This window comes from Paractinoplanes tereljensis, assembly GCF_016862435.1.
GTDB classification, from domain to species: domain Bacteria; phylum Actinomycetota; class Actinomycetes; order Mycobacteriales; family Micromonosporaceae; genus Actinoplanes; species Actinoplanes tereljensis.
Window position 1 is genome coordinate 42,930 of record NZ_BOMY01000045.1, and the last position, 18,543, is coordinate 61,472.

General features: G+C 69.0%; 18 protein-coding genes. 13 read left to right on the top strand and 5 right to left on the bottom strand.

The window, feature by feature from the left end; genetic code table 11:
• Positions 1 to 10 precede the first annotated feature (10 nt).
• Both cysD and Ate02nite_RS35405 read left to right on the top strand, forming a co-directional pair.
• Entirely contained in the window at positions 11 to 922 is a 912-nt protein-coding gene (gene cysD / locus Ate02nite_RS35400) for a sulfate adenylyltransferase subunit CysD (RefSeq protein WP_203812262.1), read from the top strand.
• On the top strand, positions 922 to 2,220 hold the full coding sequence (locus Ate02nite_RS35405; RefSeq protein WP_203812263.1) for a sulfate adenylyltransferase subunit 1: 1,299 nt from the start codon (positions 922 to 924) through the stop codon (positions 2,218 to 2,220). The genes cysD and Ate02nite_RS35405 overlap by 1 nt, the downstream gene beginning before the upstream one ends.
• On the opposite strand, the gene Ate02nite_RS35410 is transcribed toward Ate02nite_RS35405, so the two are convergent.
• Positions 2,204 to 2,962 (bottom strand): ATP-binding protein, encoded by a 759-nt coding sequence (locus Ate02nite_RS35410; RefSeq protein WP_239147950.1) that lies wholly within the window; start codon positions 2,960 to 2,962, stop codon positions 2,204 to 2,206. The two genes, Ate02nite_RS35405 and Ate02nite_RS35410, sit on opposite strands and share 17 nt — an antisense overlap.
• A gap of 138 nt (positions 2,963 to 3,100) precedes the next feature.
• Here Ate02nite_RS35410 and Ate02nite_RS35415 point away from each other — a divergent pair, with 138 nt between their 5' ends.
• The gene (locus Ate02nite_RS35415) at positions 3,101 to 4,120 is read left to right on the top strand and encodes a LacI family DNA-binding transcriptional regulator (RefSeq protein ID WP_203812265.1); all 1,020 of its coding nucleotides are present in this window, start codon (positions 3,101 to 3,103) and stop codon (positions 4,118 to 4,120) included.
• Here Ate02nite_RS35415 and galK read toward each other — a convergent pair.
• From galK to Ate02nite_RS35430, 3 genes are all read right to left on the bottom strand, one after another.
• Positions 4,117 to 5,247, bottom strand: coding sequence for a galactokinase (galK, locus tag Ate02nite_RS35420; RefSeq protein WP_203812266.1), 1,131 nt, complete (start codon positions 5,245 to 5,247; stop codon positions 4,117 to 4,119). The two genes, Ate02nite_RS35415 and galK, sit on opposite strands and share 4 nt — an antisense overlap.
• Positions 5,244 to 6,218 carry a UDP-glucose 4-epimerase GalE gene (gene galE / locus Ate02nite_RS35425; RefSeq protein ID WP_203812267.1) on the bottom strand — a complete coding sequence of 325 codons (975 nt, stop codon included), beginning with the start codon at positions 6,216 to 6,218 and terminating at the stop codon, positions 5,244 to 5,246. Before galE ends, galK begins: the two co-directional genes overlap by 4 nt.
• A 102-nt stretch (positions 6,219 to 6,320) precedes the next feature.
• Positions 6,321 to 6,743, bottom strand: a complete 423-nt coding sequence (locus Ate02nite_RS35430) for a hypothetical protein (protein ID WP_203812268.1) — start codon at positions 6,741 to 6,743, stop codon at positions 6,321 to 6,323.
• A gap of 335 nt (positions 6,744 to 7,078) precedes the next feature.
• On the opposite strand from Ate02nite_RS35430, the gene Ate02nite_RS35435 reads away from it, so the two are divergent.
• The 6 genes from Ate02nite_RS35435 (at position 7,079) to Ate02nite_RS35460 (ending at position 13,482) form a co-directional block, all read left to right on the top strand.
• Positions 7,079 to 7,564, top strand: a complete 486-nt coding sequence (locus Ate02nite_RS35435; RefSeq protein WP_203812269.1) for a hypothetical protein — start codon at positions 7,079 to 7,081, stop codon at positions 7,562 to 7,564.
• Positions 7,565 to 7,566: 2 nt separating this feature from the next.
• Entirely contained in the window at positions 7,567 to 10,476 is a 2,910-nt protein-coding gene (locus tag Ate02nite_RS35440) for a hypothetical protein (protein WP_203812270.1), read from the top strand.
• A 96-nt stretch (positions 10,477 to 10,572) separates the two neighbouring features.
• Positions 10,573 to 11,595 (top strand): tryptophan--tRNA ligase, encoded by a 1,023-nt coding sequence (trpS, locus tag Ate02nite_RS35445; RefSeq protein ID WP_203812271.1) that lies wholly within the window; start codon positions 10,573 to 10,575, stop codon positions 11,593 to 11,595.
• 6 nt (positions 11,596 to 11,601) lie between these two features.
• Entirely contained in the window at positions 11,602 to 12,132 is a 531-nt protein-coding gene (locus Ate02nite_RS35450) for a 2'-5' RNA ligase family protein (RefSeq protein WP_203812272.1), read from the top strand.
• Positions 12,133 to 12,167: 35 nt separating this feature from the next.
• Positions 12,168 to 13,079, top strand: coding sequence for a YihY/virulence factor BrkB family protein (locus Ate02nite_RS35455; protein WP_203812273.1), 912 nt, complete (start codon positions 12,168 to 12,170; stop codon positions 13,077 to 13,079).
• A 7-nt stretch (positions 13,080 to 13,086) separates the two neighbouring features.
• Entirely contained in the window at positions 13,087 to 13,482 is a 396-nt protein-coding gene (locus Ate02nite_RS35460) for a hypothetical protein (protein WP_203812274.1), read from the top strand.
• Here Ate02nite_RS35460 and Ate02nite_RS35465 read toward each other — a convergent pair.
• Positions 13,465 to 14,052, bottom strand: a complete 588-nt coding sequence (locus tag Ate02nite_RS35465) for a TetR/AcrR family transcriptional regulator (protein WP_203812275.1) — start codon at positions 14,050 to 14,052, stop codon at positions 13,465 to 13,467. The genes Ate02nite_RS35460 and Ate02nite_RS35465 overlap by 18 nt on opposite strands.
• Before the next feature lie 43 nt (positions 14,053 to 14,095).
• Between Ate02nite_RS35465 and Ate02nite_RS35470 the strand changes: the two genes are divergently transcribed.
• The 4 genes from Ate02nite_RS35470 to Ate02nite_RS35485 all read left to right on the top strand — a co-directional run bounded on the left by Ate02nite_RS35470 (position 14,096) and on the right by Ate02nite_RS35485 (position 18,542).
• Positions 14,096 to 14,362 carry an SCO4848 family membrane protein gene (locus Ate02nite_RS35470; RefSeq protein ID WP_203812276.1) on the top strand — a complete coding sequence of 89 codons (267 nt, stop codon included), beginning with the start codon at positions 14,096 to 14,098 and terminating at the stop codon, positions 14,360 to 14,362.
• Between the two features lie 196 nt (positions 14,363 to 14,558).
• Complete coding sequence (locus Ate02nite_RS35475) at positions 14,559 to 15,650, top strand: BMP family lipoprotein (protein ID WP_203812277.1); 1,092 nt, start codon at positions 14,559 to 14,561, stop codon at positions 15,648 to 15,650.
• 64 nt (positions 15,651 to 15,714) lie between these two features.
• A complete protein-coding gene (locus Ate02nite_RS35480) occupies positions 15,715 to 17,280 on the top strand; it encodes an ABC transporter ATP-binding protein (protein WP_239147951.1) in 1,566 nt (521 codons plus the stop codon).
• Complete coding sequence (locus Ate02nite_RS35485) at positions 17,277 to 18,542, top strand: ABC transporter permease (protein ID WP_203812278.1); 1,266 nt, start codon at positions 17,277 to 17,279, stop codon at positions 18,540 to 18,542. The genes Ate02nite_RS35480 and Ate02nite_RS35485 overlap by 4 nt, the downstream gene beginning before the upstream one ends.
• Position 18,543 lies beyond the last annotated feature (1 nt).

Consider the following 18,543-nt stretch of genomic DNA (forward strand, 5'->3'; position numbering starts at 1 on the left):
GGAAACACCGATGAGTCAGCCGAAGCCGTACCGCGTCTCACATCTGGATGCTCTCGAAGCCGAGAGCATTTTTGTGATGCGCGAGGTGATGGCCGAGTTCGAGCGCCCGGTTCTGCTGTTCTCCGGGGGCAAGGACTCGATCGTGATGCTGCGGCTGGCCGAGAAGGCGTTCACCCCGGCGCGCGTCCCGTTCCCGGTCATGCACATCGACACCGGGCACAACTTCCCCGAGGTGCTGGATTACCGCGACTCCCGGGTCGCGACGCTCGGCCTCAACCTCGTGGTGGCCAGCGTGCAGGAAGCGATCGACACCGGCCTGGTCCGCGAGTTGCCGGACGGCACCCGCAACCGCATCCAAACTCCGGTGCTGCTGGCCGCGGTGGAGAAATACCGTTTCGACGCGCTGTTCGGTGGCGCCCGCCGGGACGAGGAGAAGGCCCGCGCGAAGGAGCGGATGTTCTCCTTCCGGGACGACTTCGGCCAGTGGGACCCGAAGAACCAGCGCCCGGAGCTGTGGGCGCTGTACAACGGCAAGCACCACCCGGGGGAGTCGATCCGGGTGTTCCCGCTGTCCAACTGGACCGAGCTGGACGTCTGGCACTACATCGCCCGGGAGAAGATCCCGCTGCCGTCGATCTACTACGCGCACGACCGCGAGGTGGTCGAGCGCGACGGCATGTTCTACGCGGTCAACGAGTTCATCCGGCTGCGCGACGGGGAGACCTCGTCGGTGCGCCGGGTCCGGTACCGCACGGTCGGTGACGCCTCCCAGACCGCCGCGGTGCTGTCCGAGGCCGACACGGTGGAAAAGGTGATCGACGAGGTCGCCGCGACCCGGATCACCGAGCGTGGAGCCACCCGCGGCGACGACAAGGTCTCCGAGGCCGCGATGGAAGACCGCAAGCGAGAGGGTTACTTCTGATGAGCCAGGCAGTCCTGGAGGCCGAGAGTGCACCGGCGCAGCGCATGGACCTGCTCAGGTTCGCCACGGCGGGCAGCGTCGACGACGGCAAGTCGACCCTGATCGGGCGCCTGCTCTTCGACACCAAGTCGATCTTTGTCGACCAGCTCGACGCGGTCGAGGCGGTCAGCGCCGCCCGCGGCGACGAGTACACCAACCTGGCGCTGCTCACCGACGGCCTGCGGGCCGAGCGGGAGCAGGGCATCACGATCGACGTGGCCTACCGCTACTTCGCCACCCCGCGGCGCAAGTTCATCATCGCCGACACCCCCGGGCACATTCAGTACACCCGGAACATGGTCACCGGTGCCTCCACCGCCGACCTGGCGCTGATCCTGGTCGACGCCCGCAAGGGCCTGGTCGAGCAGTCCCGCCGGCACGCCTTCCTGACCTCGTTGCTGCGCGTTCCGCACCTCGTGCTCTGCATCAACAAGATGGACCTGGTCGACTGGGACAAGGACACCTACGACAAGATCGCCGACGAGTTCACCTCGTTCGCGGCCAAGCTCGAGATCACCGACCTGACGATCATCCCGGTCTCCGCGCTCAACGGCGACAACATCGCCTCCCGCTCGGAGAACAGCCCGTGGTACGAGGGCCCGTCGCTGCTGCACCACCTGGAGCACGTGCACATCGCCTCCGACCGCAACCTGGTCGACGTGCGCTTCCCGGTGCAGTACGTGATCCGTCCACAGTCCACCACGGTCACCGACTACCGCGGTTACGCCGGCCAGGTCGCCTCGGGTGTGCTCAAGCCCGGCGACGAGGTGATGGTTCTGCCGTCCGGCCTGCACAGCACCATCGCCGGCATCGACACCGCGGACGGCCCGGTCACCGAGGCGTTCCCGCCCATGTCGGTCACCGTGCGGCTCACCGACGAGATCGACATCTCCCGCGGTGACATGATCTGCCGGCCGCACAACGCGCCGGCCGTGGCCCAGGACATCGAGGCCATGATCTGCTGGATGGACGAGACCGCCCCGCTGCGGGTCGGCGCCAAGTACGCCATCAAGCACACCACCCGTACGGCCCGGACGGTCATCCGCGGTCTGCAGTACCGCCTCGACGTGAACACGCTGCACCGCGACGAGAACGCCGGCGAACTCGGTCTCAACGAGATCGGCCGGGTCAAGCTGCGCACCACCGTGCCGCTGCTCGCCGACGAGTACCGCCGCAACCGCACCACCGGCGGCTTCATCCTGATCGACGAGGGCACCAACCGCACGGTCGGCGCCGGCATGATCATCGAGGCCCAGTAGAGGGCTGCAGGGTCGCCCAGACCACCTTTCCGGTGCTGGTGGGCAACGCTCCCCAGGCATCGGCCGAGGCCGTCACCAAGCGCAGGCCCCGCCCCCGCTCGTCCAACGGACGGCCGGGGCGGGGCCGCACTGGTTTCCGCATCCGCGGCAGGGTGGCCGCGCCGTCCGACACGGTCAGGTGAATTCCGGCGGCCCGGCGGCTCACCGACACGGTGATCGCGGTCCGGGCGTGCTCGACCGCGTTGGTCACCAGCTCCGAGATCACCAGCCGGGCCGGGTGCAGCAACTCCGGCAACTCCCAGGCCAGGCAGGCTTCGCCGATCAGGTTACGAGCAAGGCTCGGCGACTCCGGTTCGGGCTCGAGCGTCAACGTCTTCCGCTCGTCGAGCGGGAGCCGCCCGGCGATCGCCACCCGGGCCTGGCGCAGCCGTGCGTACACCGGTAGGTGGCCGCGTGTCCCGAGGTGCTGCATCCGGTCGGCCAGCGGCAGGTCGGGTGGGATGCACAGCGCCAGCTGCACCAGCGGCTGCAGGGCCGCCGCCGACTGCTGGGCGGCCAGCCAGGTCGTCGCGCTGCTGCAGGGCCGATCGTCCAGGTCGGACAGGTCGACGATCAGGGCCTCGGGATGCGCGGACAGACAGTGGGTCAGCGCTGTCGAGGTGACCTGCCGCAGCGGCCGCTCCCAGGAACCACGCACCGACATCAGGGCCACCGCCGCGTCGAGGTCACCCTCCACGGACACCGACCATTCCTCGACGGGTCGACATGCTGCGCTCACAGGCATGATGCCACGGTAATCGCGAGCCGAGATTCACTGGCGGTCGCTTAGCTCCCCCGGGTGATCGGCCTTAAGTACTGCAACGTTGTAACGTGCAAAGCCGTGCCGGCTCGATTGAAGGACGTCGCCTCTCGGGCCGGCGTGTCGATCAAAACGGTGTCCAACGTCGTCAATGGCTACGTGCACGTCGCCCCGGAGACCCGGGCCAAGGTTCAGGCCGCGATCGACGCGCTGGGTTACGTGCCCAACCCCACGGCGCGCCGGCTGCGGGGTGGCGGCACCGGGGTGATCGCGCTGGCGGTTCCCGAGCTGCGTTCGCCGTACTTCGCCGAGTTGGCCGGGTTGATCGTGCGGGCCGCCGAGCCGCGCGGCTGGACCGTCCTGATCGAACAGACCGACGGCCGGGCCGAGCGGGAACGCGATCTGGTCTCGGGCCTGCGCCGGCACTCCATCGACGGGCTCATCCTCAGCCCGGCCGGGCTCGACGCCACCGAGGTCCTGACCGGCGGATTGCCGACCGTGCTGCTCGGTGAGCGGATGTGGGACGGCCCGGCCGATCACGTGGCGGTCGACGGTGCCGCGGCCGCCGCCGACGCCACCCGGCATCTGCTGCGCCTCGGCCGCTGGCGGATCGCGGCGATCGGCGCGCCGGACCGGCCGACCGCGGTCACTCGGACCCAGCGGCTCGCCGGATTTCGCGCCGCGATGGCCGGCTCCGGCCTGGCGGTGGATCCGCGGCTGGTGGTGCCGGTGTCCGGAATGCACCGCGCCGACGGCGCCGCCGCGATGGCGCGGCTGCTGGACCAGGTCGAGCAGCCACCGGACGCGATCTTCTGCTTCACCGACCCGCTGGCGCTCGGCGCCATCCGCACCTGCGCGGACCGGGGCCTCGACGTGCCCGGGGATGTTGCGGTGATCGGTTTCGACGGGATCGAGGAGGGGCGTTACAGCACTCCGTCGCTGAGCACGATCGCCCCGAACACCGGCCGGATCGCCCAGTTCGCCGTCGACCTGCTGGCCGAGCGGCTCGGCGGCGGAGTGTCCGCCGCCGTGCCGCCCCGCGCGATCTGTGTGGAGCACCGCCTGCTGGCCCGGGAGAGCACCCTGGGCCGACTGCGCTAGATCCGGGTGGCGCCCGGTCCGGCGGTCGCGATCCAGCTGGTGGGCGCGGTGAACGCGGCCTTCGCGTAGGCCGCGTCGACGGTCGCGACCGTCTGGTCGGCCCGGTCGGCGTCGATCAGTGCGAGCACGCAGCCGCCGAAGCCGCCGCCGGTCATCCGGGCGCCGTACGCGCCGGCCGCCAGCGCCGCCTCGACCGCGATGTCGACCTGCGGGACGGTGATCTCGAAGTCGTCCCGCATCGAGGCGTGCGACGCGGTCAGCAGCGGCCCGATGTCCCGGGTGCGCCCGGCCCGCAGCAACTCGACGGTGTCGAGCACCCGCTGGTCCTCGGTGACGATGTGCCGCACCCGGCGGCGCATCACCTCGTCGTCGAGCTTGCCGAGCGCGTCTTCCAGGTCGTCAAGCGTCACGTCACGCAGCGCGGGGACGCCGAGGATCTGCGCCGCCTCCTCGCAGGACTTGCGCCGGGCGCCGTACTCCCCGTCGACGTGCTGGTGCGGGGCGTTGCTGTTGATCACCAGGATGGCCAGGCCCTCGGCGGCCAGGTCGAACGGGATCTGGTCGATCTCGTACGTCCGGCAGTCGAGGAACAGCGCGCGACCCTCCTGGCACCGGATCGACGCGGACTGGTCGAGGATGCCGGTGGGCGCGCCGACGTAGACGTTCTCGGCCCGCTGGGCCAGCGCCGGGCGCCGCTCCAGCGGCACGTCCAGCCCGCCCAGGTCGATCAGCGCGGTGAGCACCGACGACTCGAGCGCCGCCGACGAGGACAGGCCGGAGCCGAGTGGCACGTCGGAGTCGATGGCGATGCGGGCGCCGGGCACGTCGAAGCCGGCGTCCTGCAGCGACCAGACGATGCCGGCCACGTAACCGGCCCAGCCGGTCACCGCGCCCGGCTCGGTGACCCCGAACGAGACCGGCTCGTCGGCGAAGGTGGAGCAGACCGTCCACTCGCCGGCCGGCGCCGGGCCGACCGCGGCGACGGTGCGCTGCGGCAGGGCGAAGGGCAGAACGTAGCCCTCGTTGTAGTCGGTGTGCTCGCCGATCAGGTTGACCCGGCCGGGCGCGGCCCAGAGGCCTTCCGGGTCGGTGCCGAACTGCTGCCGGAAGACGTCGGCGGCGCTCATGCGACGTGCGAGCGGTAGAACGTCCACGCGTCGGCGATCATCGCCTGCAGGGTGTTCTTCTCCGGCACCCAGCCCAGCTCGGCGCGGGCCTTGGCCGAGGAGGCGACCAGGGTGGCCGGGTCGCCCTCGCGGCGGGGCGCCATCTCGGCCGGCAGCTCCGCGCCGGTGACCTCGCGGGCCACCTCGACGACCTCGCGGTTGGAGAAGCCGTTGCCGTTGCCCAGGTTGTAGATGCGGTGCTCGCCCGGGGTGGCCGCGTCCAGCGCGAGCAGGTGGGCCCGGGCCAGGTCTTCGACGTGGATGTAGTCGCGCACGCAGGTGCCGTCGGCGGTCGGGTAGTCGTCGCCGAACAGCTGGAGCTTGGCCCGCTTGCCCGCGGCCACCTGCAGGGCGATCGGGATCAGGTGGGTCTCGGGGTCGTGCCGCTCGCCGATCTCGTAGCCGTCGCGGATGTAGGCGCCGGCCACGTTGAAGTAGCGCAGCGAGACCGCGGCCAGCTTGTGTGCGTACGTCTCCGAGGTCAGCGCGTGGTCGAAGGTCAGCTTGGTGGCGCCGTAGGTGTTGGTGGGCGCCTTCGCGGCCGACTCGGTGATCGGCAGCTCGACCGGGTTGCCGTAGACCGCGGCGGTGGACGAGAAGATGAACCGCGGCACCCGGGCGGCCCGCACCGCGTCCAGCAGGGCCAGGGATTTCACCACGTTGTCGTGCCAGTACAGTTCCGGCTTGGTCATCGACTCACCGGCCGCGATCAGGCCGGCGAAGTGCAGCACCGCGTCGAAGCCGGAGTCGGGGGTGAGCACGTCGGCCGCGTCGCGGATGTCCTTCTCCACGAAGGTGGCGTCGGGTGCGACGGCTTCGCGGAAGCCGGTGACGAGGCTGTCGAGGACGGTGACCTCGTGTCCCGCGTCGAGCAGCAGTCGGCTGGTGACGCTGCCGACGTAGCCGGCACCCCCGGTGACGAGCAATTTCACGACGTGTAACCCCTCAGTCGGCACTTTTCGACAAGTCTAGGCCGGTCATGAGTTTCCGCCATGACCGATCACAAGTCAACATAGTCGAACAGCCGATGGGGGTTAGTTCGCCCGCAGGTAGAGGCTCACCACCTTGGGAGCGATCTGCAGCCGGACGGCGAAACGGGCGAACGCCTGGGTGCGGTTGACGCCGTTCTTGTCGGGCTTGTCGTTGGCGAGCACCCACTTGGTGATCTGCGTCCGCTCGTGCGGTGCCGTGATCGCGGCCCAGCAGTCGCTCACCATCTGATCGACCAGGGCACTGGTGAGCATCATGAACTTGTCGCCCAGCGAGTCGTCGCGCACGACGCAGCCGACCAGACTCGGTGACGGGTCGGTGCCGGTGCCCTCCTGCTGCACCGAGACGGTCAGTTTGCCGTGTGCGGCCGGGTAGTCGACTGTGGTCCGCTGCACCCGGACCGCGTCGTTCTGCACCACCTCGAGCTTGACCTTCCAGTGCGTGGTCCAGGCCTTGGTCAGGGTCACGGCGTGCACCGTCGGGATCGTCGATTTGTCGCGGGCGGCGGCGACGGTGACCGGCGGATCCTCGGACGGCGCGGAGGGCGGCGCGGAGGGCGGCGCGGAAGATGGCGGGGCGGACGGTGTGGCCGATGTCGCAATGGTGACGCTCGTCGAATCAGTCGGACTATCGCAGCCAGCAAGTGTCACGCACGCCACCGCAACGATGCTGACCAGCACTTTCCCTGTCGAACGCATGATTTCCTCCCCGTTTTGCCGAGCCGGCCATCGAGTATTGCATTGTGATCAATCAATGTGTTTGATAGGTCGCGCACTATGTATTCACGGGGGAAGGCCCACAAGTGAAAAGACGAATAGCGGCGTACGCCGCTGCCCTCGGCCTGGCCATTTCCGGCCTGGTCGGTCTGGCGACACCGGCCCTGGCCGCGCCCAGCTGTTACGAGCAGTCCTGCAACAACACCGCGGTGGCCGGCACGAACTGCACGTCCGGGGCGTACGGCATCGACGGCTTCAAGGTCGTCGACGGCACCACCACCCTGCAGACGGTCGACCTCTGGTACAGCCCGACCTGCCACGCCTTCTGGGGTGAGTACAACCAGAAGGACGCCGGCGGCGTCGACCTCGCCCTGATGGGCATCTCCGCGTACGGGGGCATCGGTTACTCCCGCGCGCTCGACACCTACGACGGCTTCAACGGGCCCGGCGTCTGGACCACCAAGTTGTACAACTCCATGCAGTCGGTCAAGTTCTGCTGGACCCAGCAGGGCATGGGCGGCGATGGCGGCGACAGCCAGACCGCCATCGGCGGCTGCACCAGGTGGCGATGACCATGAAGATGCTCGCTCTGACCACCGTCGCCACGCTGGCGACCATCGGATTCGCGGCGCCGGCCCAGGCCGAGGTGCCGCACCCCGGAGGCGTCGCCGCGCCGGACACCGCGCTCGGTAAGGACTGGAAGTCCTCATCGGACGTCGTCGTCACCGGGGCCGGCGACGCCGACGGTTACCACCTCTACATCGCCCGGGAGAAGGACGCGTTCGGCTGGCGGACGCTGGCCACGCTGAAGTCGAGCGCGATCGACGTCGGCCCGTGGGGCGGTTCGGTCTGTGTGACCGGCTCCGGCCGGTACGCGGTGGCGATCTTCGCGCCCAAGAAGGCCGCCAACGACCCGGCGCTGATGATGGCCGGCGCTCTCGCGGCGGTCGTCGACACCACCACCGGCAGGGCGAAGACGGTCGCGGCCGGCCTCCAGTTCACCTACTTCAACCCGGCCTGCGGCCCCGGCGACAAGGTCCTGCTGACCCGCGCCACCGGGAACGACACCCAGGCCGGCCGGCGCACCGACCTGCTCACCGTCGACGCGGCGGCCGGCAAGGTGGTGCAGACCCGGCACATCGAGGGCCAGCTCAGCACTCCGGCGCCGGCGCCGGACGGCGACTACGGCATCGCCGGCGGCCGGTTGGTCAAGGTGGGCGCCGACGGCAAGCTCACCGCACTGGCCAAACCACAGGGCATTCCGTACGCCGTACGGGCGGCCAGGAGTGGCGCGATCGACGTCGTCTCGGTGACCGGTGCCGAGTCGGTGGCCGAGCGGTTCGCGAACGGCCGGTTCACCACCACCGGTTCCGGCCCGCGCAACCAGCTCGACCTGTTCGGCCTGCAGGGCGGTCGCAACGCCTTGGTCGGCACGGTGAACCGGCGCGGCGCCATCCCGGCCGACCTGCCCTCGATCGCCTCGGCCGAACGGGTCGACGCGATCTCCGGCGCCGGGCACCTGGTGGTCCACGCGACGGTCAGCCGGCAGACGTCGCAGGCCGCCGCGGAACCGCTGGTCGCCGCCAGCCCGGACGAGGCCGGCCAGGTGACCATCAAGCAGAGCACGGTGGCCGGGCGGGCCGAGTCCACCGCCACGGTCGACACCGACCGCGCGGCGCCGACGCTCGACGTCGACCTGGACCTGATGTCGCCGGTGCAGACGGTCACCACCTTCGCCGAGGGCCAGGACCCGGACCAGCCGAAGTGCGCGGTCCCGCGTAACGACCCGACGATCCAGCCGCTGCAGCCCAGCCCCGATCAGGTGGAGTGGGCCGTCGACCGGGCGGTTCGTGGCACGCTGGACATCACCCGGCCGGACAACTATCTGAAGTCGCGCACCCCGTCCTACTCGCCGCAGGGGATGTTCCCGCTCGAGGTGATCAAGGACGGTTACGCAAGTGTCCCGGCCCAGGTCGAGCTGGCCGTCCTGGCCCAGGAGACCAACCTCTCCCAGGCGTCCTGGCACGCGGTGCCCGGCGACACCGGAAACCCGCTGATCTCGGCGTACTACGGCAGTTACGACCCGAACGTCATCGACTACGAGAAGTCCGACTGCGGGTACGGCATCGGCCAGGTCACCACCGGCATGGCCGACGGCGACACGGTCTACTCGATCGACGAGCAGATCGCGATCTCGGTGGACTACGCGGCCAACATCGCGGCCAGCGTCAACATCCTGATCGACAAGTGGAACCAGCTGCACGACGAGCCGAACGGGCTCACCTCGTCGGTCAACAACAACGACCCGCAGTACATCGAGAACTGGTTCCTCGCGCTGTGGGCGTACAACTCGGGTCTGCACCGGTACGCCGATCGCAACACCGACCCGGACGCGAACGGCTACTACGGTCTGGGCTGGCTGAACAACCCGGCGAACCCGGACTACAAGCCGGGCCGGGACGGCTTCATGCGGCAGACCACGGCAGACGCCGAGACGCCGAGCAAGTGGAGTTACCCCGAGCGGATCATGGGGTGGGTCGAGACGCCGCAGCGCAAGGGCACCCCGGCCAAGAACGCGTACCTCTACCCCGCCTTCGGGGCCAAGGCCGGCACCTTCCACCGGGAGTCCGACGACGGCGACTGGAGCAAGCTCACCCTGCCCAGCCAGTGGACGTTCTGCTCGGCCGACTTCGGCTGCTCGCAGGCGGCCAACGGCTGCCCGGCGGTGAACAGCTCGTGCTGGTGGCACGGCCACGCGGACTTCGCGAACTGCGACGACCAGATGTGCGCCACGGAGAACGTGAAGTACTTCCGGGACGATCCGGAGCCGGGCGTGCAGCGGGTCTACGAGCGGGACTGCGAGACCTTCGACCCGAGCAAGGTGGCGAACCGGGACTCCAGCAAGTCGATCAACATGGTCTACACGCTGAACGACACCTCGCTCTACAACCTGGGGTGCTCGATCCCGTCCGGCACCCTGGGCGGCAAGTTCGTGCTGCGCGGCGGCCGGCCGGCCGGGCAGGACGGCGCCCCCTACGCCCAGTACGACCTGCACCAGCTCGGGGCCGGCTACAACGGACACATCTGGTTCACCCACGGTGCCTCCGGTGACGCGCTGACCAAGCACAAGGTGGTCGGCGCGTGGACTCCGGAACTGCCGCTGGGTGCCGGGCAGGCGCAGTTGTACTCGGTGGTGGCGCACCAGCCGAGCCACGGTGCGACCGCGCAGCACGCCGCCTACCTGATCCAGGGCGGGTCCCGCTCCGACCTGACCGGCTATGTCACCTGCAGCGTTCCGCAGGACCGGACCGGTGACGACAAGGGCAAGGACCACTGGGTCAACCTGGGCAGCTATCTGATGGGCCGGGGAGCTCAGGTCCTGCTGAGCAACGAGGGTGCCGGGTCGTCCGAGGACGTCGGGTACGACGCGATGGCGTTCATCCCGCAGAACGCCCCCGGCGCCACCTGCAACACCGCCTACTGATCCCGGCAAGGCACTGACCGGCGCCGCGTCCGATCTTCGGGCGCGGCGCCGGACCGTGTTCGCCACTCCTCGGTAACTCCTGACAGAATGGCCGCTATGTCAGACGCCGCCTACCGCCCACGGGTCCTTTCGGGTATCCAGCCGACCGCCGACTCGTTCCATCTCGGCAACTACCTGGGCGCGGTTCGCAACTGGGTGGCGATGCAGGAGACCCACGACGCGTACTACTGCGTTGTCGACCTGCACGCGATCACTATGGGACATGACCCGATCGCGCTGCGCAATCGCACCCGGATCTCGGCGGCCCAGCTGCTCGCACTCGGCCTCGACCCGGAGCGCTGCACGCTCTTCGTGCAGTCGCACGTGCCCGAGCACGCCCAGCTCGGCTGGGTGCTGAGCTGCATCACCGGCTTCGGCGAGGCCGGCCGCATGGTCCAGTTCAAGGACAAGTCGGCCAAGGCCGCCGACACCACCACGGTCGGGCTGTTCACCTACCCGATCCTGCAGGCCGCCGACATCCTGCTCTACCAGGCCGACCAGGTGCCGGTGGGGGAAGACCAGCGGCAGCACCTCGAGCTGACCCGCGACCTGGCCCAGCGGTTCAACACCCGGTTCGGCCCGACCTTCACGATGCCCGCGCCGTACATCCTGCGCGATACCGCGAAGATCACCGACCTGCAGGACCCGACGGCCAAGATGAGCAAGTCGGCCTCGTCGCCGAACGGCATCATCGAGCTGCTGGAAGAGCCGGCCCGGTCGGCCAAGAAGATCAAGTCGGCGGTCACCGACACCGGCCGGGAGATCCTCTACGACGAGGAGAACAAGCCCGGCGTCAGCAACCTGCTGACCATCTACGCGGCGCTGACCATGCGGACCATAGACGAACTGCTCGAGCACTACGACGGCAAGGGCTACGGCGACCTGAAGAAAGACCTGGCCGAGGTCGTCGTCGAGTTCGTGAAACCGGTGCAGGAACGCACCCGGGCCTATCTGGAGGACCCCGGCTATCTCGACAAGGTGCTCGCCATCGGGGCCGAGAAAGCCCGCTCGGTCGCCTCGGTGACGCTGTCGACGGCGTACCAGAACATTGGTTTCCTCAGCCCGGCCCGCGAGCTCTGAGCGGCGGTGGCCGCCGCATCGACGACGCGGATCGGGGTCGCGATCGACATCCCCGAGCCGTGGGGTGAGCAGTTGACCGTCCGCCGGGCCGAGGCCGGTGACCCGCAGGCGGCCTACACGCCGGCGCACGTCACGCTGCTCGGTCCCACCGAGATCGCCACCGACGCGCTCGGGGCCGTGGAACGACACCTGGAGAAGGTGGCGGCCGCGCAGCAGCCGTTCACCATCCACCTGCGCGGCACCGGCACGTTCCGGCCGATAACCGAGGTGGTCTTCGTGGCGCTCGCGGTCGGGATCAGCGAGTGCGAACTGCTGGCCGAGGCGATCACCTCGTCGGACGACGTGGAGCGGGGATCCCGGTTCCCCTACCACCCGCATGTCACGGTCGCCCAGGACGTGCCGCCCGAGCAGCTGGACGCGGTTTTCGAGGACCTCGGCGACTTCTCGGCGAAGTTCCACGTGGCCTCGTTCACCCTGTTCACGCACGGTGGCGAGGGTCCCTGGCGGAGACGCCGCGATTTCCCTCTGGGTGTCTGAGTTTCCGACCGCGTGATTTCGGTTACCGTGCGCCCGTGAACCCGATCGACCGGGCGTACGACGCCGCCGAGGCGCAGATCCTGCGTTGGCGCCACCGGTCTCGGTATTTCGATCACCTCAGCCGGGCGCTGCTGCGGTTCTGGGACGTGCAGGGCGGCCGGCTCGCGGCCGCCATCGCGTACTACGGGTTCTTCGCGATCTTCGCCCTGCTCCTGATCGGGTACTCGATCTTCGGCATCCTGCTGACCAGCAACGTCGAGCTGCTCAACATCGTCACCGAGTTCCTCGCGCAGAACCTGCCGTTCCTCGACATCCAGGCGATCCTGGCCAGCGGCCGGACGGTCGGCATCGTCGGCATCCTGGGCCTGACCTTCACCGGCATCGGTTGGGTCGAGTCGATCCGCTCCTCCCAGCGGTTGATCTGGCAGATCCCCGAGCAGCCCGGTTACATCGGCGTGCGGCAGGCGCTCGACCTGCTCGTCCTGATCGGCCTGATCCTCCTGCTGGCCCTCTCCCAGGTGGCCGTCTACGGCCTGGAGAAGGTGCTGGACTGGCTGGCCGACGGGTTCGTGCAGTCGACGGTGAGCTGGCTGCTCACCATCGCGGTCAACATGATCCTGGCCGCGGCCCTGCTGGCCGCGGTGCCCCGGTTGCGGATGACGGTGCGCCGGATCGCGCCGCCGGTGATCCAGGTCGGCCTCGGCATCACGCTGCTCAACACGGTGGGCAAATCATTCGTCGGCCTGGTGACCCGGAACCCGGCCTACGGACTGGTCGGTTCGGCCGTCGGCGTGCTGGTCTACCTGTACGTCTTCAACCAGTTGCTGCTGTTCGGAGCGGCCTGGGCGGCGACCAGTCCGCACGGTCGCGTGGTCGACCTTTCAGCTGACGATAAAAATGCCCCGGTGGGGCAAAATACCTGGATTCGGCACAGCCGCCCGGAATGATGTGCCCGTGGGCACTCTCGTGACGCTTGACCTGCCGGCTGATTCGCCGGTGGCCGACCTTCCCTGGGTCATCACGATCGGATCGCTGGGCGACGAGGAGGACTGGGAACCCATCGTCTGCGGTCCCTACGAACGGGCGCACGCCCTCTCCCTCGCCCAGGCCGTGGTGGCCGACGAGGACCTGATGGCAGTGGTCGAGCCGTTGCTGCCCCGGGCCGACGCCGAGGCGATCCGGGACGAGATCGAATTGGCCCGGGCCGCGGCCGAGGCACCGTCGGCCGAGGCCGACGAAGACCAAGAGGATTACCAGACCCGACGGGTACGCCCGGGGCGGGCACCCAGCGAGGCCGAGGTGCGCGAGGGGTGGGCCCGGATCGCCGCCCGCCTAGCGACGGTCCAGTAACGCCCGGACCCCGGCCATGTAGGTCGCCCGATCCGGCGAGCCGGTCAGCAGCCGCTGCAGCGCGAAGCCGGGCATGAGCGAGTAGAACGCCGACGTGACCCCCTCGATGTCGGTGTCGGCGGGCAGTTCGCCGTCCTCGACGAGGTGCTCGACCACGGTCTGGAAGCCCCGCCGCATCCCGGTGTAGCGCTCCCGGACGATCTCGCCGATCGCCGGGTCGAGCGTGGCCTCGGCCCAGATCTGCAGGGCGATCGGCAGGCTGCCGCCCGGGCCGATCTGTTCGTCGACGACGTCGAGGATCCGCTCGAGCGACTCGATCATCGGCAACCGCTCCTCGGCGATGGCCTCGATGTGCCGCTGGATGCCGCCCGCCACGGTCCCGGCGATAGCGTTGATGATCTCGTTCTTCGACTTGAAGTAGCGGTAGACCGCGCCCACCGACAGGCCGGCCTCCTGGATCAGGTCCTGCATCGAGGTGTTGTGCAGACCCTTGCTCAGGAAACAGGTGCGGGCCGCGGCCAGGATCTGCTCGCGGCGGGCGGTGAGATGCTCCTCGGAGACGCGTGGCATGCTCCCACTATAAAACGAACGCTCGCTTTTAAAGGGTGACGATATGGTGATCACGCGGCGCTGGGCACTGTTCCTGATCGCGGTCGGCGTCTGGACCTGGGTGATCTGGCCCCGCTTCGGTGTCGCCATCTACCAGGACGACCGGTCGTTCGCCGACGGGAGCCCCACCTCGTTCCTCGTGGTGCACGCCGTGCTGATCGCCGCGTCGCTCGCCGTCGGCAGCACCGTGGGCGTGCTCGGGGTGCTCGCGTGGCGTCGCCGGCCGGCCGAAAAATCCGCGGCCGAGGCCGCCGTCGGGCCGAAAGATTAACGGCACGTTACGCAATGTTCGGTCAATTCGCGCTTAGATCCACCTAAACCGGCGTTCAAGATGATCGCCGGTTGCGGCGAGATAACGGTGCGCCAACAGTCCGGCGCAAACCACCGCTGCTGTTCTGGCCTGCGGCTACGCTCCCCAACTTGAAGACTCACCGACGGGTGTCGGTGTGCATTGGAAGGAGGGCGTCTTGCGCCCAGTACGTGGGAAGCGGATCCTTGCGATTCTCGCGGCCGGTGGGCTTGCCCTCACCGCCGCCGCCTGTGGTGACGCCCCGGAAGACACTCCCAGCGCGAGCTCCACGAGCGCCGCTGCCGCATACAAGGCTTGCATGGTCACCGACACCGGCGGCATCGACGACAAGTCGTTCAACGCTTCCGCGTGGGCCGGTCTGCAGGCTGCGAAGACGCAGGCCAGCAACGTCGACCCGAAGTACGTGGCGTCCAGCGCCGAGGCCGACTACGAGCCCAACCTGCGCGGCTTCGTGACCCAGAAGTGCAACTTCATCCTCTCGGTCGGCGGCCTCATGGGCACCGCCACCCAGAAGGTGTCGGACGCGGAGAAGAGCTCGCAGTTCGCCATCGTGGACAGCAGCAGCACCGGCTCCAACGTCTACCCGATGCAGTTCGCCACCCACCAGGCCTCGTTCCTCGCCGGCTACCTGGCCGCGGGTTACTCGAAGTCGGGCAAGGTCGCCACGTTCGGCGGCCTGAAGATCCCGCCGGTCACCATCTTCATGGACGGTTTCGCCGACGGCGTCGCCTACTACAACAAGGTGAAGAGCAAGAACGTCACCGTGCTGGGCTGGGACAAGACCAAGCAGGCCGGCAGCTTCACCGACGACTTCGCCAGCGCGGCCAAGGGCAAGGCGCTCGCCAACACGTTCGTCTCGCAGGGCGCCGACGTCATCCTCCCGGTCGCCGGCGGCACCGGCCTCGGTGCGGCCGAGGTCGCCCAGGCCTCCAGCGGCAAGGTCTCGGTCATCTGGGTCGACCAGGACGGCTGCAAGAGCGCGGCGCAGTACTGCGGCGTCTTCCTGACCACGGTCGTCAAGAACATCGAGGACGCGGTGGAGAAGGCGGTCGTCGCCGGCGCCACCGGTACGCCGCTCGCCCCGTCCCCGGGTTACCTGGGCACGCTGGAGAACAACGGCGTCGAGCTGGCTCCGTACAACGAGTTCGACAGCAAGGTCGACGCGGGCCTCAAGTCCGAGGTCGAGAAGCTGAAGGCCGACATCATCGCGGGCACCGTCAAGGTCGAGTCGGCCAACGCCCCGAAGTAATCAGGTAGGTAACATCTGGCCGCCGCCGGTTGCGAATTCTTCTCGCAGCCGCGCGGCGGTTCCCATGAGGTCAGGCCGAGGTCAGGAGATTCCGCTGAGACTCGAATTGCGCGGCATCACCAAGCGCTTCGGCGACCTGGTGGCCAACGACCACATCGACATCACCGTCGAGCCCGGCGAGGTGCATGCCCTGCTGGGCGAGAACGGCGCCGGCAAGTCGACGCTGATGAACCAGTTGTACGGCCTGCTGCCGCCCGACGAGGGCGAGATCCTGGTGAACGGCGAGGCCAAGGTCTTCAAAAGCCCCCGAGACGCGATCGCGGCCGGCATCGGCATGGTCCACCAGCACTTCATGCTGGTGCCCGTCTTCACCGTGGCGGAAAACATCGCGCTCGGCGCCGAGGAGATCCGCGGCGGTCCGCTCGGCATCCTCGACCGCCGCCGCAACCGCCGCGACGTGCTGGCGACCTCCACGAAATACGGCCTGCCGGTCGACCCGGACGCCCTGGTGGAAGACCTGCCGGTCGGCGCGCAGCAGCGGGTCGAGATCGTCAAGGCGCTGACCCGCGACGTCGACCTGCTCATCCTGGACGAGCCGACCGCGGTGCTCACCCCGCAGGAGACCGACGAGCTGCTCGCGGTCATGCGCAGCCTCGCCGAGACCGGCAAGTCCATCGTCTTCATCACCCACAAGCTGCGCGAGGTCAAGGCGGTCGCCGACCGGATCACCGTGATCCGCCGCGGCCGCACCGTCGCCACCGCCGCACCGGACACCTCCGAGGACGAGCTGGCCGCGCTGATGGTCGGCCGCGAGGTGAGCCTCGAGGTCAGCAAGACCCCGGCCGAGCCGGGCCGCGAGGTCCTCAAGATCAGTGGCCTGGTGGTCGACGACGACCGGGGCGTGCGCGCGGTCGACGGGGTCGACCTGACCGTCCGGGCCGGTGAGGTGCTCGGTATCGCGGGCGTGCAGGGCAACGGGCAGACCGAGCTGGTCGAGGCGATCGTCGGGCTGCGGGCGATCCGGACCGGCGTCGTGGAGCTCGACAACGAGAGCCTGGCCGGCATGAGCACCAAGAAGATCCTCCGGTCCGGGGTCGGTTACATCCCCGAGGACCGCAGCCTCGACGGGGTGGTCAAGGAGTTCTCGGTCGCCGAGAACCTGGTCCTCGACATGTACGACCGGCCGCCGTTCGGCAACGCGTTCAAGCTCAACCCCAAGGCGATCAACGAGTCGGCCGCCGAGCGGGTCACCCAGTTCGACATCCGCACCTCGTCCGCGTCGGCGACGGTCGGCACCCTCTCCGGCGGCAACCAGCAGAAGGTCGTGGTGGCCCGGGAGATGTCCCGGCCGCTGCGCCTGATGATCGCCAGCCAGCCCACCCGCGGCGTGGACGTCGGCTCGATCGAGTTCATCCACAGCCAGATCATTCACGAACGCGACAACGGCACCGCCGTACTCGTGGTGTCCAGCGAGTTGGACGAGGTGGTCGGCCTGGCCGACCGGATCGCGGTGATGTACCGCGGCCGGATTCTCGCCACCGTCTCGCCCGACATGCCCCGCGAGGAGATCGGTCTGCTGATGGCCGGCATCACCGGTGCGGAACCGGCCGGGGAAGAGGAAGCAGAGTGACCACCGAAGTAGAGGCGCCGCCCCCCGCCAAGGAGTCGTCCCCGAAAGAAGACGGCTTCCTCACTCTCTTCCTGAAGAACCTCTGGTCGGCCAACACCGTCACGGTCACGGTCCTGTCGATCTTCCTGGCGCTGGTCGTCGGGGCCGTGCTGATGGTGGTCTCCGACTCCGAGGTGCTGGCGAAGTTCGCCTACTTCACCTCCCGGCCCAGCGACGCGCTGCAGGCGAGCTGGGACCTGATCAGCGGTGCCTATGCCGACCTGTTCAAGGGCGCCTTCTTCGACCCGGCCTCGTTCTCGGCCTGGTTCGACGGCACCGGCACCTGGCAGGCCGCGTTCGGCCCGGTGTCCGAGACCCTCACCTACGCCACCCCGCTGGTCTTCACCGGCCTGGCGGTGGCGATCGCCTTCCGCGGCGGCCTGTTCAACATCGGTGGCCAGGGCCAGGCGGTGATGGGCTGCGTGTTCGGTGGCGTGGCCGGCTTCGCGTTCCACCTGCCGCCGGGCCTGCACCTGATCGTGGCCCTGCTGTTCGGCCTGATCGGCGGCGCGCTCTGGGGCTTCATCCCCGGCTTCCTCAAGGCCCGCACCGGTGCCCACGAGGTCATCACCAGCATCATGCTCAACTACACGGCCACCCTGTTCCTGGGCTGGCTTATCCTGCAGAGCGGTGTGCAGGACCCGGAGCGCAGCGACGCGATCAGCAAGACCATCGCGACCACGGCCGAGCTGCCGGCGCTGCCCGCCCCGCTGCGGGTGCACCTGGGCATCGTGCTCGCGGTGGTCGCCACGGCCGCGGTGGCCTGGCTGATCAACCGGTCCTCGTTCGGCTTCGAGCTGCGCGCGGTGGGCGTGAACCCGCCGGCCGCCAAGACGGCCGGCATGAGCGTCGCCCGGACGTACACCCTCCTGATGGTGGTCGCCGGTGGCCTGGCCGGCCTCGGCGGCGCCACCCAGGTGCTCGGCACCGCCGACAAGCTGACCGCCCAGGTGGCCGGCAACATCGGCTTCGACGGCCTGCTTGTCGCGCTGCTGGGCCGGAACAAACCGTGGGGCACGCTGTTCGCGGCGATCCTCTACGGCGCGTTGCGGGCCGGCGGCAACCTGATGCAGGTCGACATCGGCATCTCGCTCGAACTGGTCACCGTGCTGCAGGCGCTGATCGTCATCTTCATCGCCGCACCCGCCATGGTGAAGGCGATCTTCCAGCTCCGCGCCGCCCGTTCCGCACGGCTCGGCGCCTCGATGTCGAAGGGCTGGTGAG